The organism is Paenibacillus sp. FSL H7-0323 (assembly GCF_038002725.1).
GTDB lineage: Bacteria > Bacillota > Bacilli > Paenibacillales > Paenibacillaceae > Paenibacillus_AQ > Paenibacillus_AQ odorifer.
On record NZ_JBBODB010000001.1, the window covers coordinates 4,662,653 to 4,676,545 of the forward strand.

Below are 13,893 nucleotides of genomic sequence, written 5' to 3' on the forward strand. Positions count from 1 at the left end.
CGGTAATATACATCACATCCTTAATCCAAATGTTAAATTTATGAAACCATTAGATGAAAAAAAGAGGCATCCACACGCCTTCTGACGAGCAGATCCTCCTTTTTCTGTCATCTACTTACTTTATTCCATACGTTCCCAAAAACGATGGGCAGTAATGGCTGCAACGAAGCTAGCCGCGAAAACTTCCCCACCATCGCCTATTATGACTCCCGGACTGCTTCTATGTTCATCTGTTGCAAGCAGCTCAGCAAGTATTGTCGTCATCGCGATAGGTTTAAAATGTGCATAGGCTTGGTTGAGGAATAACGCTGCATCTTTATGGAATTTCTTGCGTTCCGCATTTCCACCAGCCGCATAAATCGCATCGAAGAGCACCGAATCTGTAGTGGACAAGGTATGGATGACTTCAAGCTCTGTGCCGCTTGAGCCTTTAATAAATCCAAGCTTATCACTGATTAGCTCCGGTTGTATCCCAGCTCCCATAAGCGTGTCCAACACAGGCATTACCGCAGCTTCATCAAAACCATCTCCGATAATCACGCCTACTTTCCGCGTGTTGGGATGTTTTTTCGTATTAGCCTGACTTAAGGCAGGGGAAGCTTGAGTGACCTCGGAACCGCCAACTTCTGGAGCCGCTACTCCAATGGCTTCTGCCACAGGTACAGCAAGCTCGGAGGTAATGTTAGCAAGCATATTTACGACCTGCTGTCGGACCGACTTACTCTTAACCTTTCCAAGCTCAAAAGAATAAGCTTCGATAATATGCAATTGTTCCGGAGGGCTCATACTATTCCAGAATAACTTGGCTTGTGAAAAATGATCCTCAAAGCTTTTACTCCGGCTGCGTACCTTACGGCCCTCAACCTTTTCTTGATAATGCACATAACCGCCTTCAGCCTCTGGGACAGGTCTCGGCGTATTTTGGGCCAGAGAATTATTATGATAACTCACAGTGCCCTGATTAATCGTCTGCCGCCCATATCCGTCACGCTGGTTGTTGTGGAAAGGACACACCGGTCTATTAATCGGCAATTCATGAAAGTTAGGACCCCCAAGCCGAATCAGCTGGGTATCCGTATAAGAGAACAATCTGCCCTGAAGTAGGGGGTCATTGGTGAAATCAATCCCTGGCACTACATGTCCGGGGTGGAAAGCCACCTGCTCCGTTTCGGCAAAAACATTATCCACGTTGCGGTTCAAGGTCATTTTCCCAACGATCTGCACGGGCACGTCTTCCTCTGGCCATAGCTTTGTAGGGTCCAGCACATCGAAATCAAACTTGAATTCGTCTTCTTCACTAAGAAGCTGAATGCCCAGCTCGTATTCCGGAAAGTTGCCGGCTTCAATCGATTCCCATAAATCACGGCGGTGAAAGTCAGGATCCGCTCCGGATATTTTCTGTGCTTCATCCCACACCAAAGAATGTACACCAAGTACTGGTTTCCAATGAAATTTAACAAAATGCGCTTTCCCCTGTTCATTGATCAGACGGAAGGTGTGAACTGCAAACCCTTCCATCATCCGGAAGCTGCGTGGAATGGCGCGGTCAGACATCAGCCACATCGCCATATGGGCCGATTCCTGATTATTGGCGATGAAATCCCAGAAGGTATCATGGGCTGATGCTGCCTGAGGCATTTCATTATGCGGCTCCGGCTTAAGCGCATGCACTAGATCAGGGAATTTAATCGCATCCTGTATAAAAAAGACCGGCATATTATTGCCTACCAAATCATAATTGCCTTCTTCGGTATAAAATTTGGTCGAGAAGCCCCGGGCATCCCGCACAGTTTCGGCTGAACCCCGTGATCCTGCTACCGTTGAGAACCGGACAAACACCGGGGTCTTCACGGACGGATCTTGAAGGAATTTCGCCTTCGTATATTCTTTCAACGATTTATATACTTCAAACTCCCCGTGGGCGGCAAATCCGCGTGCATGCACGATCCGCTCAGGAATCCGCTCGTGATCGAAATGGGTCATTTTTTCCCGAAAATGAAAATCCTCCAGCAAGGTTGGCCCCCGGTCACCGGCTTTTAGGGAGAACTCATCCTCGGACACTTTCAATCCCTGATTGGTTGTTAAAGCGTGACCTTCGTCCTTACTGCGAAACTGTTCCAGTTGCTCATTTTTGCTATTTCCGTTCACTTTTTGCTGTTCACTCATTAACAATGGCTCCTTCCGAAAGGTAGAGTAACGATAATATTCATCTCTTACCCTTAAGGAAGGAACGGCAAACAAAAAGAAGCGGAATTCCGAGAAGCCATTCTCCCGAAAATCCGCTTTACTCGCTTATCACTGACCTAACCTTTAATTCTCCGATACGTCTCTTCATCCGAAACAATATATAATCTAGCCTCTTTAGGAATAGGCTGGTCCAGCTTGCGATTGATGCTAAGGTCACTACGATCCGAGAGTAAAGTTGCACCTTGAAGGAGCAATTCCTGAAACGCCTGCCCATAGGTCTTCCATGCACTATTCACTGGAATCTCATAAATATCATCCCCATACTGGCGGCTCAGCAGCTGCGTAATCACCTCTGAATTCCCCTCTTGCAGAGCGGATCGGACAGCCAATCTAGAAATGGCATCATGCGACAGAACGAATTCATTGACCTGAACATGCCTGAAATTCTGTATATTCTTCTCCTGCATAATTTCTACGGTAGTATGTACTTGTGGCGCTATGCGCTCAATGCTGGAGGCGATAAGCAGAGATTTCCCGTCAATTAGCGATGCTTCATCAATCCGTGTGTCTCCGAACACAATGGCTGCCCTGGCTTCGTGTATGTTAGCTTTAAGGAGAATCTCATCGCTGGAAGCATCACCGCTTACAAAGTGGACCTGTTCCATATGCTCCAGCGGATGCCGTCCTATCTCATCAATGATGACGATATGACATTTAGGTGAATAGCATAACACCTCATCTACCGCAGCTTGCGCTTTCTTACTCCAATTGATTAATATCACATGATCCTTTCCCCGGAAGCTCAATGTTCCTGCTCCTCTCCTTCTCTGCACCTCTGCAATAGAGTCAATGACCTTGCCAATAACCAAGCTGAGAAGACCAATCCCAAAAATATATAGAAACATGGTGAATAGCTTACCCACTACCGTCTCGGCAAAATAATCCCCATACCCAACGGTGGCCATCGTTGTCATAACCCAATAGAAGGCATTAAACCAGTTGTGGAATGTACTCGGTTCAAGCAGGTAAGCTATCGATGCGCTAAGAATTATAAAGATCAAAATAATCAGACCGATCGACCGTTTGCGTAAACGCATCATCCTGGTGGATATTCTCAGAAAAAAATGCATCTGCCATCCCTTCCTCACATTAATAAAGCTGCCTCTCGAGGTTATTACTGAGGGCAGCCTTATTAATGTCCATCTGCGATTTGTGAACTAAACAATCAAACTGCTGACTGCAAATGCTGTGCCGATAAACACCAAGCAGAGCATGGTGCCTACTGCCACATTGCCTTTTTCCAGATGTTCTGAAATTTTAAAGCTTGGGGTTGCCAATTCAAAAATCCAATAAGCAGCGATGAGGCACACATAACCGACAGCAAACCAAATGATCATATGCAGAATAGAGGTATTCGTATACGCCGCTACTCCAATGATAATTGCTGTAGCGAGAAATTTGCCTCCAAGCGCTAGAGCTACAGCCACATTCCCTTTTTTCAGCTCTTCCATATCCTTGAACGGGGTCATCAAGCCAAAGATAACCATACCCAACAATTGCAGAAGAATAATCACAAATATACTGACTATTAAATTAACAACAATCGTCACTTTGCCCACCCCCGAAATTTCGCATATGCCGAGTCATAATCGGCGAAATCATGTACTTCCTCAAGGACTACGGAAGCGGTCTTTTCTTTCTCTAATGCTGCATAACGCTCATCGTCTATCGGCTGCTTGATCCGGTTGCCGGAAGGCAGCTCGAGGACGGCAAAGTTTCTTGTCTTCTCATTATATTTTGTCTTGTATACTCCTACAAGATCAACATCTGTAGTTACCGATACCTTAAGGTTGGTAAGATCCTCGACTGCTGTTTTTTCATCGGGATACGATTTAATGGTCGTCCAGGAAGAGAGGCGGACTTCATTGCGTTGGTCGGCATCTGTGATCAGCTCAGCGTCCATGAACTGCAGTGTCCATATTTTATCGCCAGTAGCATAATTCTCATCATTCGGCAGCAGCTCATTATCCGGCAACACCGTCATATCGCTACCAATTAGATCACCTACAGTACTCTCCACAACCCGGTAATCCCAAGGTACCCGTGCAACACTGTCAGAAGTTTCGGCAGTGCCTGAATCAAACACACTCCCCTGATTACTGGAACATGCACTAAGCAGCAATACCGTTAGAAGCATCATACATAAAGCCCCGATCCGGGCCTTTACTAATCTAGTAGACGACTTGTTTATAGCCTTACTTTTATCCAACTATCTCACTCCCAACGCGATAAAATGACTGGCATTGCCCGTAATCAGTCCGCCAGCCCGGCCGAGCAGCCCACACGGCTTCCCATTAATCACGAACATGCCTGTCAGTAGGTGGAATTCACCTTTGGCGGTGTGTATTCGGGCTAGTTCAGCTCTTTTTTGATATACAGAGGGAAAAAGCTGACTGCTATCATAACCCTCTTCGTCCTCAATTTCTAGAGTTCCACTATCGTCAAAGAGACGTACAGAACCGCCTTCGCGGCCAAATACAGATTTGGACACAAAGCTGCCAGAGAACACAGGCTTATTATAAGTCGGCAAAATATAACGTGAGATCGCTTCACGCTCTTCATTGTCAAATAATAAGCCAAGCTCATACATTCCCCACACAGCTGCAATCAATCCCTTAGACTGCAACAGGATACTGTGTGGTCCATTAAAAAGCTGAAGATTTCCCTGTTCAACAGCATAGGCAAGTGCATCTCCACCCTCATCGACGGCCATCCACTCTTTAGGATATAGGGCGAACATCCGCTTTATCACCAGGTCCTCCCCGTCCTTCAAAATGCCCTCATCGACCCACAGATCGAGACAATCCACACACTGAATAGTAAGCCCGCTATGTCTGGCCAAGGCTTCAATCGTACCCGAATCTTCAAGATGAGAGCCATAAGCAACACAAGCTGCGGTATCTGGTCGTTCTATCTGCCAGGCTGCGGCAAGTTGTTCCTTCATCGCATGATTTGGACTAGTCACACCCGCCTGTTCACAGATCCAAGGTGTTGCTATGGAAGCCTCCACATAACCTGTAGGTGTATCGGCATTCAGTTCCAGAAGCTTGATGGTTCCATCATTAGCTATCGCAAAATCGAACCTTGCATACCGACTGATTAGACCTTCTTCCGGAATAGGAAACCCATCAAGCATCTCCCAAAGAACAGGAGGAATGCCCAGCAGCTCATACAAATCGCGTTTTAGATGTATATACCGAACCGCTTTATCGAGGATAGCCCATAGCTTTGCGGAGGCTTCCTCAAGCTCTTTATAAATGTCGCTGCGCATCACAGCTATTGCATCCATCCAGTACTCTTCTTCCTCTAGATCTGCCCAAGTGAACCCAAGCTCATGCAGCGCTTGTACCCGTGGGCCCCGCTCCAGATCAGACAAATCTAGAATCTCAAACACGCTCTGCTGATCACTCATCCGCCGAAACCACTCTTGCTGGAACCAGATCTCGATGAAGATTTCGAGCCTGAGCTTGATTTAGAGTTCTTCGAAGAGTTTAAGCCACTGGAAGTGCCACCGATTCCGTTCTTTGAAGAGGAACCTCTTCTCGTGATGGAACCCGTGGATGAGGTTGAGGTTTTAGGTTTCACTACAGAACCGGGCACCTTTTTATTCTGGAACTTTTCGCTGCTATAAGTAGGTGGTTTATAAGTGGTTCTCGTGCCTCCATAATAGGTAGGACGGTCCTTAGCCCATCCTCTGGAGGAGTAATTGGCACCGCTGTTAAACAACATGTGATACAGAAGCAAATCCGTCCAGCCAAAACCTGAATGATAACCGCCATAGTTATTCACTACCGTTGTTCCGTTTGAAGTTACTACGCCTTGGCCTTGCTCCTCTACCTCTTTCGTACCTTCTTCGGGGTAGGGAATATTCCAATCCACATTTTTATCAAAATAAGCTTTAACCTCTTCATTAGACCAAGAGACTAGCTGTGGTTCGCCCGCAGAAGTATTCGCGCTAGCTCCCGCTCCGCCAGGAATAAACATAGCATTCGCTAATAAGGCTATGCCTAGCGATGTTGATAATACACGGATGGGTTTGCCATCTGCGGTAAATAATTTTGATGCAGGCAATTCCTTATCCCTTTCTTCTTTAGCCATCGTAAGGTTCTCCTTCCCTGATGATCTTCTATCCCTCAGTGTGCATCGGAACAAGCAAAAGCTCCAGCTTGCCTTCATCCACATTCAGTCGTCCTTCAACCGCCTCATATTCCTTACTGCCCACCACTATATAATTGACATGTTCAAGTGCAGTTATCATATTCATGCTCCACGTACGCTCTTCAATCACTCGTAGATCACCTTCTGGCATTTTTTCGATTAAAACTACACTCATCCCGTTATCCATTATTACCATTCCTTCCTTATATCTGCTATAGCATCTGATACGTTTTTATCACCTTTTCGTTTCAGTTCTAAGCTTGTATAGATTGCCCAGCATTACTTTTGGAATAAGAACGTCTATATAAAAGGAGAACTCCTAACGAACACAAGCTGACAAGGAGCAACAGTCCGTATACATGCTCATAGGCTTTTGCCGGCGCAAGATCACGCTGAGCATGCAGCAACAGCCCACAGACCGCAACAGATACAGAACCTCCAAAGAACTGAATCAGTTGTAAAAGCCCCATACCTGAACCAATCCAAGTTCGCGGAAGAACCCGAGAAGCTTCATTATTTAAGGATGCCATTGTCGCCGAGAAGGCCGGAGAGAAGCAAAGATAACCAAGCAGAAGAACTACAGGAGATACAGAAAGGTTCAGCGCAAATGCAGCCATAACAGCGGCAAGAATACAATGCCCTATGATTAAGAAGCGCAAGTTGCCATACCGGTCAATAAAACGTCCAACAAAACGGGTAAGAAATGCGGATAATAACGCACCTGGTGCGATAAACAAACCAATCATCAACGCGGATTTACCAAACAGATTAGCGAGCACAAGCGGCATCAGGAACAAATTCCCCAAGTTCAGCACCAGAATACAAAAGCCTATGGTAACTAGCTTCAAGTATCCCGGCATTTTTAGCAGCTGCGGGTTAATAAAGGATTCCTTCGCCTTCTTCAAATACCAAGCGTGCACGATAATAGACACTACGCCCACTGCCAACCATACCAGAGATTGGGTGGTTACGGCTACCAGCAGACTTGCTGCATTTACAACGGTCAGCGCCGCCCCAATAACGTCAAAGCTTGCAGGCTTCGGCTGTTCCTTAGGTAATAACCGCAGCAGTACTGGCAATACAACAAGCACAAGGCAAGTAATTCCGAATAACCCGTTCCAGCCAAAATACTGACTGATGACACCACCAAAAATCGGGCCCAAACCAAAGGCCATTGCACTCCCTGCGGAGATCATGGCGATAGCCGCACCACGTCTTTCAATAGGCACATAACGGCTAGCCAGTACGAGACCCAATCCAGCCATCGCACCCGCGCCAGCAGATTGTACTATTCTCGTTATCAATAATGTATTAAAGTCATGCGCAAATAATCCAAACACTGAGGCCAACCCGAGAGTAATTAAGCCAACGGTCAAAAGTCTCCGAATCGGCACCACGTCTGATAAGCGGCTATAAATAACCGTCGATAAAGCATATCCAATCGAATAGCTCGAAATTACCCATGAACCTAGATCAGCAGAAATTTGGAGATCCTGAATAATGGTTGGAAGTGATACATTAAACATCGTTGTGTTCATCACTACGATAAAAAGGCACATGGTCCATAATGGCATGACTACTTTATCATTCATTACTACTTTCTCATTCATTCCTATCCATCCCTGTCCTAATTTATCTATACAAGCTTATCTAAGTTTATGCCTATAAAATCAGGATGGCAATTGGAATAGGGGGATTTAGACTACTTACGCCACATCAATCCGCACAACAATTCAAACAACTCCATGTAGTTGCGTGGATTTTTGCCCGTTAATGTATGAATGCGATTAAGCCGGTAGTTCAGTGTATTTCGGTGAATATTCAGCTTCTGTACAGTACGATTATGGTCCCCATTCTCAGCAATAAATACTTGCAGTGTTTCAATCAGGCCTGTCTTATCGCCCGACTGATCCAGTAGAGCATAAATCGTCCCGGGCCGTTCTGCCCCGTCATAGGAGAGATGAATTAAGAATCTTAGTTCTTCATAAGTGTACAGTATCTTGAGCGGGTCGACTCTACTACCAACACTAATCGCCGCCTGGGCCTGTTCAAGTGAATAAGCAGCTAACTCCTCTGCTTCGCCAGAACCTATTCGCCCCACATTCGCACATGAATTTAGTTTTCCTATGAGCTCTTTATAAAGAAAAACATCCGTTATAAAAAAAACCGCCTTATCATTCTCCAAATTCCAGTAATGTGGATAGGACCTAAATACATTTTTGAATTCTTTTCCGTTCACATCGCCTTCCACTAGGATCGCCCAGCATTTTTTCTTAAGATCAAGCCCATAGCTGCCCGCCCGTTCCAGAAACTCAAGATCATATGCTTCTTTACGATAAGACAATTCATGATAAAATTTCACACGTTTTACTCGCTCATCCTGTTCCAGCTTGTTCCTTGCTTCCTGCTCAATAAGTAATATAGTAGTGACTCTGACCAGCTTACTAAACGGCCTAACCTCATCTGGATGTCCCGTAATACCTACCACACCCAAAACTTTATGATCTATAATAATGGGTTCATTCACCCCCGGCTTCATGCCGCTGCCATCCTCGTACACTTCAAAGACATGCCCACTTTGAATGGCTATTCTCGCTCCCTCATGTAAGGTTCCGACCCGTTTCAGATCTCCGCTTCCTACAATAAAGCCGCTCTCATCCATAACATTAATGTTATAAGGAACTACGCTCATCATTTCTTGTGCTATTTGTCCTGCGAGTGATTTCGATATCTTCATGTCTGTACCTCCTGTCCCTTTATATTCTACTCAGAAAGCTTCTACCTTAAAAAAGAAAAAAGGGGCTGACTCCGTTCAGTCAGCCCCTCTATCACTTTGTATAATTCAATCAGCTTCCTTGGTTCAACATGACTAACCTAGCCACATTCTCAGCCGTTCTTTCCAGATTCTCTTGCCCTTTATTCAAGGCATCCTCCAATGAAGCTGCACCTGGCATGATCCCAAAAATAGCATCAATCCCTTTATCATACAGCACTTCCGTCTGATCGCCGATCCGTCCCGCAAAAGCCAGCACAGGTTTATTATATTTCTTAGCTACCTCAGCAACGCCAAGCGGAGTCTTGCCATATTGGGTCTGGAAATCGATGCTTCCTTCCCCGGTCCACACCATGTCCGCCTGCTGCACTTTTTCTTCAAGTCCAGTATAGTCGATCACAAGCTCAATGCCTTTTTTTAATATTCCGTTTAAGAACACCACCAGTCCTGCCCCAAGGCCACCCGCTGCACCAGCACCAGGCATATCTATAATATCGAAACCCAATTGCTCTTTGATGACACTCGCATAATGATGCAGATTGCTGTCCAGCTGTTTGATCATATCCGAAGTAGCCCCTTTTTGCGGACCAAATACATTGGAAGCCCCGGTCGGACCACATAATGGATTCGTAACGTCGCAAGCCACTTCAACCTGTACTTCCTTAAGGCGAGGGTCAAATCCACTCAGATCAATACGGGCTAATCTGCCGAGCTCACCACCACCAAACAACAGCTCATTGCCTTCGGCATCCAGCAGCCTGCCGCCTAATGCCTGCACCATCCCGGCGCCTCCGTCATTGGTGGCACTGCCACCGATACCGATCAGCAGCTTGCTGACCCCACGATCCAGACATGCTTTGATTAATTGTCCTGTCCCGTAGGTGGTTGTAATCAACGGGTTACGTGTCTCAGGGGATACCAGCTGAATACCACTCGCACTAGCCATTTCCAGCACCCCTGTCAGCCCGTCTCCTGTGATTCCGTAGGATGCGCTAACTTCATTGCCCAGTGGCCCTTTAACTTTTGTTATATATACTGTACCTTCCGTTGCATCGACCAAGGACTGCATCGTTCCTTCGCCGCCATCTGCCATGGGTACATGAATACAAGTAATATTAGAATTTACTTTGTGAATGCCTTTTTCCATGGCTTCACAAGCTTCTTTGGCTGTCATGCTTTCCTTGAAAGAATCCGGTGCCAATACGATGACAAAGTCTTTATTCATAGAATATCCGTCCCTTCTAGTTGCAAATATAAATTATAGGATGAAGCCGTATAATATAGTGGCGACGATAGCCATCGTCAGACCCACGAGACTTTCATAAGGAATCAGTGACATCCGGTCCTTAATGTTCATCTTAACGGAATCAGCGGTCACGTGGAAGAAGTTACCGTGTGGCAGATGGTCAATAACTGTAGCCCCGGTGTGCACCATAATTGCTGCATTTAGCGGCGCTGTGCCCATCGAAAGAATAGCGGGACCAAATGATCCGGCAGCCACGATAGAAGCCGTAGAGGTTGATGCTGTAGCAGCCGCCATCAGGATCCCTGCAATTGGCGCAAGGAACGTTCCGGAAATCCCCATAGCCGTTATTGCATCTACAACAGTAGCACTCAAATCCGATTTCGAGATAATACCAGCGATAGCACCAGCACCAATCAGGATAATGGCTGTACCTGTCATTTTATTTAACCCTGAGGTTGTAAAAGAAATGATGTTCTTCGTTTGTTTCATAGCAATCAATCCAATAATGCCGGCAAGAGGCAAGATGATCATAGAATCGACTTTAAATGATTTCAGCAATTCAATATTTAGAATATTTCCGATTGGGTTAATGGCTAGAAGTAAAATAGCGACAACTGGAGCGACGATGGCACGGCCAAAGCTAGGTTTAACCTTAGTACTGTCTTCCTCTTTAGTTACAACGTCGCCCTCTGCAATTTTCACACCTTTGTTGACCAGCAGATTAGCAATAATAACAGTGACAATCAGACCCGCAATGGCTGGGATGAATCCATGAATCATGACCTGAGCCAAATCTACATCAAAGCCTTTAGCTACGGCAATGGTGTTCGGGTTCGGTGAAATAATGTTACCGGCTTTACCGCCACCGACCAGTGCGAGCAGCAAAGCGGTTTTGGAAATGCCGATCTTCTTACCTACGGACAAAGCGATTGGAGCGACAATAATGATAGCGACTGTGATGAATACGCCTACCGCTGTAATAATCATAGTTGCCAGCGCTATAGATAATAACGCTTTCTTTTCGCCAAGCTTATCTACTATGGTCTCGGCCATTCGTTCGGCTGCCCCTGATTCAATCAATACCCCGGCCAGCACACCAGCTGCGAGAACACGTACAACTGCACCCATAACACTATTCGTTCCGTCGATGACATATTGTACTGTCTCTGCAATGGATGCCCCGCCTAATATTCCTCCGGCAATCGCGCCTAAAAAAAGTGCGTAGACCGGGTTAACCTTTTTGAAAATCAATACGACGGCCAGAATCAATCCCGCAATCGCGCCCATCCAGTTAATTACTGTGCCTTCCATCTCTAGTTGCCCCCTAGTATAAGAATTTGACACTATACAGTGTGTAATTTGATAACGCTTTCTAAACTGAGTATACTGCGCTTACAAACCCAATAATATTGACGGGACAACCTATTTTTTTGTGCATATGCACAAGCTCTGAGCATGAGAAAAAGACCAAGCTTAGGTTTCAGCACACCAGAGCTTGGTCTTTTAACATGAATTAGACGTATTAAGAAACTTGAGTTTCTTTCGTTAGAACAGGGGCAGCAGGATCTTCTGCCAGAACATTATCCTTTGTCTTGGAGAGGAAGATATTCAGCACAATCGCTGTAAGGGAACCGGATACGATACCGTTTTGCAGCAGCATCCGAGCGAATTCAGGCAATTGATCGAACATTGCAGGTACTGTTGCCGAACCCAATCCAACAGCGATACTACAAGCGGCAATCAGCAGATTACCATCCTTGCGCAGATCTACCTCTGACAGAATCGACATCCCGGAAACAGCAACCGATCCGAACATCACGATCATCGCTCCACCCAGTACGGCATTGGGAATAACTGTTGTCAGAGCCGCCAATTTAGGCAGGAGTCCAAGCACAACCATAATCCCGCCGGCTGCAAAAATAACATTCCGAGTTTTGACCCGAGTCAGCGAGACCAGACCTACATTTTGCGAAAATGCTGTGTACGGAAATGCATTAAAGATCCCGCCCAGCATAATCGCCAAACCTTCCGAACGCAGCCCGTTTACGATCTGCTTTTGTTCCACTTTCTGATCCGTCACTTTACCAATCGCAAAGTAAACACCTGTGGACTCTACCATACTAACAATATTAACAATGATCATAGTGAAAATAGCCGTAAGATTGAACTGAGGCCATCCGAAGTAGAAAGGCTGTGCAACACTTACCCAAGAGGCTTCACCTACTGTAGAGAAACTAACAATGCCCATTCCATAAGCAATAATTGTACCCACTAAAAGACCTATCAAGACAGAGACCGAGCGAAGAAATCCTGTAGTAAAACGGTTAACCGCTAAAATGACCAGCAGCGTGATCAGTGCAAGCAACAAATTGCGGGGATTCCCAAAATCAGCGCTGCCTTCTCCGCCAGCTACGCTATTCATAGCTACAGGAATAAGAGATAACCCAATAATGGTCACGACTGAGCCCGTTACTATCGTTGGGAAAAACCTCAGTAGCTTCCCATAAAGGGGGGCCGCCAGTACCACGAATAAACCAGATAAAATAATTGCTCCGTACACCGTCGCCAAATTGTTGGCACTGCCGATAGCGATAATCGGCCCTACTGCCGTAAAGGTACATCCAAGAATAACCGGCAGCCTGCTGCCAAAATACTTAGTGCCCATAATCTGCAGCAAAGTAGCTAACCCGCAAGTAAACAAATCAGCTGCGATAAGATAGGCCATTTGGGTGGCATTCAGGTTCAGCGCGTTCCCTACGATCAGCGGAACAACAACTGCTCCGGCATACATCGCCAGTACATGCTGAAATCCTAACGCAAATACTTTTTTCTTGCTTAACATCTCGCACTCTCCTTGATTGGCTCTTTTGAACTTTCATTATCAATGAAGTGAATTTCACCTGGTGACATAGATGTAATCCGGGCTAAAGCATGGACTTCTATCCCTCTATCCTCGAGTAGACTCCGGCCTTCTTGGAAGCATTTTTCAATCACACAACCAACGCCAAGGAGCTCAGCGCCAGCCTCTTGCACGATATCAACCAGTCCAACAAGAGCAGCACCAGTAGCCAAAAAGTCATCTACAATAAGCACCTTATCGCTTGGTCCGATATATTTTTGCGAGACACTAACCATATAATCCTCTTTGCGTGTAAAAGAATGTACCGGCGCGGAATAGACCGCTTCAGATAAGGTCACTGCTTTCTTCTTCTTCGCATATACAAACGGTACGCCTAAGGCGATGGCCGTAGCCATGGCAAATTGAATGCCACTCGCTTCAATAGTGATGATTTTAGTGATAGGCAAATGTCCGAACAACCGCTTGAACTCCTGTCCAATTTGTAAGGCAAGCTCCGTATCCACCTGATGATTCAGAAATGAATCTACCTTTAGTACCGTATCTGATAAAATAAGACCCTCTTGTCTGATGCGCTCTTGAAGTACCTTCATAGTAAACTTGATCTCTCCT

At 45.9% G+C, this 13,893-nt stretch carries 13 protein-coding genes; all 13 read right to left on the reverse strand.

The window, feature by feature from the left end:
- Positions 1 to 120 precede the first annotated feature (120 nt).
- The 13 genes from MHH89_RS21055 to MHH89_RS21115 all read right to left on the reverse strand — a co-directional run bounded on the left by MHH89_RS21055 (position 121) and on the right by MHH89_RS21115 (position 13,874).
- Positions 121 to 2,166 carry a catalase gene (locus MHH89_RS21055; RefSeq protein ID WP_076278262.1) on the reverse strand — a complete coding sequence of 682 codons (2,046 nt, stop codon included), beginning with the start codon at positions 2,164 to 2,166 and terminating at the stop codon, positions 121 to 123.
- Between the two features lie 137 nt (positions 2,167 to 2,303).
- Positions 2,304 to 3,317, reverse strand: a complete 1,014-nt coding sequence (locus MHH89_RS21060; RefSeq protein ID WP_076181897.1) for a potassium channel protein — start codon at positions 3,315 to 3,317, stop codon at positions 2,304 to 2,306.
- A gap of 87 nt (positions 3,318 to 3,404) precedes the next feature.
- Positions 3,405 to 3,797: a DUF350 domain-containing protein gene (locus MHH89_RS21065; protein ID WP_038573772.1), complete on the reverse strand. Its 393-nt coding sequence runs from the start codon at positions 3,795 to 3,797 to the stop codon at positions 3,405 to 3,407.
- Entirely contained in the window at positions 3,794 to 4,387 is a 594-nt protein-coding gene (locus MHH89_RS21070; protein ID WP_232061559.1) for a hypothetical protein, read from the reverse strand. The genes MHH89_RS21065 and MHH89_RS21070 overlap by 4 nt, the downstream gene beginning before the upstream one ends.
- A gap of 69 nt (positions 4,388 to 4,456) precedes the next feature.
- The gene (locus tag MHH89_RS21075; protein WP_076282170.1) at positions 4,457 to 5,659 is read right to left on the reverse strand and encodes a glutathionylspermidine synthase family protein; all 1,203 of its coding nucleotides are present in this window, start codon (positions 5,657 to 5,659) and stop codon (positions 4,457 to 4,459) included.
- A complete protein-coding gene (locus MHH89_RS21080; RefSeq protein WP_076124098.1) occupies positions 5,656 to 6,345 on the reverse strand; it encodes a hypothetical protein in 690 nt (229 codons plus the stop codon). The genes MHH89_RS21075 and MHH89_RS21080 overlap by 4 nt, the downstream gene beginning before the upstream one ends.
- A 28-nt stretch (positions 6,346 to 6,373) precedes the next feature.
- Entirely contained in the window at positions 6,374 to 6,592 is a 219-nt protein-coding gene (locus tag MHH89_RS21085; protein WP_036682196.1) for a hypothetical protein, read from the reverse strand.
- A gap of 67 nt (positions 6,593 to 6,659) precedes the next feature.
- Positions 6,660 to 8,015, reverse strand: a complete 1,356-nt coding sequence (locus MHH89_RS21090) for an MFS transporter (RefSeq protein ID WP_254848694.1) — start codon at positions 8,013 to 8,015, stop codon at positions 6,660 to 6,662.
- 92 nt (positions 8,016 to 8,107) lie between these two features.
- Entirely contained in the window at positions 8,108 to 9,142 is a 1,035-nt protein-coding gene (locus tag MHH89_RS21095; protein WP_076181893.1) for a CdaR family transcriptional regulator, read from the reverse strand.
- A 109-nt stretch (positions 9,143 to 9,251) separates the two neighbouring features.
- The gene (locus MHH89_RS21100) at positions 9,252 to 10,403 is read right to left on the reverse strand and encodes a glycerate kinase family protein (RefSeq protein WP_076222377.1); all 1,152 of its coding nucleotides are present in this window, start codon (positions 10,401 to 10,403) and stop codon (positions 9,252 to 9,254) included.
- A 33-nt stretch (positions 10,404 to 10,436) separates the two neighbouring features.
- On the reverse strand, positions 10,437 to 11,735 hold the full coding sequence (locus tag MHH89_RS21105; RefSeq protein ID WP_076218260.1) for a GntP family permease: 1,299 nt from the start codon (positions 11,733 to 11,735) through the stop codon (positions 10,437 to 10,439).
- Positions 11,736 to 11,946: 211 nt separating this feature from the next.
- On the reverse strand, positions 11,947 to 13,266 hold the full coding sequence (locus MHH89_RS21110; protein WP_036682206.1) for a nucleobase:cation symporter-2 family protein: 1,320 nt from the start codon (positions 13,264 to 13,266) through the stop codon (positions 11,947 to 11,949).
- A complete protein-coding gene (locus tag MHH89_RS21115) occupies positions 13,260 to 13,874 on the reverse strand; it encodes a xanthine phosphoribosyltransferase (protein WP_036682464.1) in 615 nt (204 codons plus the stop codon). The genes MHH89_RS21110 and MHH89_RS21115 overlap by 7 nt, the downstream gene beginning before the upstream one ends.
- Positions 13,875 to 13,893 lie beyond the last annotated feature (19 nt).